Below are 1,790 nucleotides of genomic sequence, written 5' to 3' on the forward strand. Positions count from 1 at the left end.
GCCGGCCCTCCAGCGGGGAGGCGCGGGTTGTCGTGGCCGAGGCCGGACGCCATGAGTTGAACAGGCCGTTCACCGAGTGGGACCAGACCTTCACCGGCAAGCGGCTCTGCCAGGCCATCGTCAACCGGCTCACCTTCGAGGCCCACATCATCGAGACCGGCACCCAGTCCTTCCGCCTCGCCAGCACCACCGCCAAGCGCAAAGCGGCCGCAGCCTAGGAGAGGGGCGGGCTCGGCCGGGACCTTACTGCCCAAGAGCGTGGGGCCATCGGCAGCGTCACCGCCCGATCACCAGCGGACGGCACGTGGGAGACGATCCTGCGGGCTGTCCAGGCCGGTGCCAGCTGACCCATGACATCCCTAGACCCAGTTCGCCCAGCCAAAGGTGAAGAGATAGGCCCGGCGACCGGCGTCCAGCCCCCGGATGCCACGAAGAAACATGACCACCAGCGCGACAAGGAACAGAGCGGCAAAGGATCCAGCCACGAGGGCTCCGACAATGGGCCCCGCGAACAGGCCCACGACCACACTCGCCACGACGACGATCCCAAGGCCGAAGTGCGCGGCCGGCAGATCGGCCCTGACCACCTCTCGCAGAGCCTTACGCGATGCCCGCATATCAGAGACATAGCGTTCCCGCGCCGCCTCCGGATCAACGACAGGCCCCTCAGGCCACTGTTCCATCGTCATCCCCCCCCGATTCCGTTCGAACAGAGCCTAACTTCTGGGCCACGCGTCTCGCGGCGATCAGTCGAGACAGCGGATTCCAGCAACCGTCGAAAACGTCCGCGCGTGCACGGAGCAGCAGAACTACTTGTCGTACGCCGTCTGAACCGCGGGACCATCCCACGAGCGCCGGGAGCGGGAGAGCACATCGGGAGCGAGACCGAAGGACCATCCCCGCGCGTTACGAACCCCGTCCAAAAGCAAGGGGCCACCCCAGCGAGTGCGGGGAGCAGTCCTTCTGACCAGCAGTTCTACTCAACATCGGACCGTTCCCGAGCACTTCCACCGAAACAGACAAAGCACACCCCAGGGCCCCGCCGGCACAGAACAGCGACCCAAGCGACTGAGCCTCGAGCATTCGCGCGTGCACGAGGAACAGCCGTCGACGCAGCCCTGCCGGTGTTTGCTCTACAGCTGTCGGATCACCGGCGTCTGGATGAAGTGCATCGCTCCGGTCCACTCGAAGAGACAGGCTGCCATGACCGCGAGATCCGAGGGTTCCAGCAGTTCCCACCCTGTGCTCCTCCACAGGCCGATCTGCTCGTCCTGTTCGATGAGTACGGGGCTGAATGCCCGTTGGATGATGCGGACGTCGATCCCCGCGCCCTCCACAACGACGGCGCGGCGGGAGGGACGCAGCGCCGAGTGGCCCGAGAGGCGGAACGGAACACCGTCCACTCCCCTGACCAGACTCCATCGCGAGTAGTACCACGGGGTACACAGTCGAGGGAGGACGATCCTGGGACTCCCCCGGGAAGACGGTCCAGCACTCCGCCCCGTTGGCGATCTCCTCCGGGCTTCCGCCGATCCTCGACCCCCCGGCAAACGACACCGCAGCCATCGCTCTGCAATGCAGAGCGATGGCTGCGGCCCCCCACATACCGCCCCTGACCCGGCGAGGTGGATATGGGTGGCGTTGAGGGGTGATGGGCAGACCGGTCCGGCCGAAGACGCTGGGGGTATCGGCCGGTGGGTGTGTCGACCGCATGGCAGGGCTGTTGGGCGGCAACCCACCGCACCGGTGCGGTCCTACCCGGTGCGGTGGTGCGGTCAGCGGTGCGCACC

3 protein-coding genes are annotated in these 1,790 nt (G+C 66.8%); 1 reads left to right on the top strand and 2 read right to left on the bottom strand.

The window, feature by feature from the left end; translation table 11 throughout:
- Positions 1 to 218 (top strand): ATP-binding protein (locus IE321_RS41360; RefSeq protein ID WP_229916874.1); only part of this gene is annotated, 218 nt, incomplete at its 5' end.
- Between the two features lie 141 nt (positions 219 to 359).
- Here IE321_RS41360 and IE321_RS41365 read toward each other — a convergent pair.
- Both IE321_RS41365 and IE321_RS41370 read right to left on the bottom strand, forming a co-directional pair.
- The gene (locus IE321_RS41365) at positions 360 to 689 is read right to left on the bottom strand and encodes a hypothetical protein (protein WP_190226764.1); all 330 of its coding nucleotides are present in this window, start codon (positions 687 to 689) and stop codon (positions 360 to 362) included.
- A 444-nt stretch (positions 690 to 1,133) separates the two neighbouring features.
- Entirely contained in the window at positions 1,134 to 1,403 is a 270-nt protein-coding gene (locus IE321_RS41370; RefSeq protein ID WP_190226765.1) for a hypothetical protein, read from the bottom strand.
- Positions 1,404 to 1,790: the final 387 nt, after the last annotated feature.

This window comes from Streptomyces hydrogenans (genome assembly GCF_014656075.1).
GTDB classification, from domain to species: Bacteria; Actinomycetota; Actinomycetes; order Streptomycetales; family Streptomycetaceae; genus Streptomyces; species Streptomyces hydrogenans.

Excerpts from the sequence above, each read along its gene's own strand:
- IE321_RS41365 (WP_190226764.1), bottom strand. The coding sequence starts at position 689 with ATGACGATGGAACAGTGGCCTGAGGGGCCTGTCGTTGATCCGGAGGCG.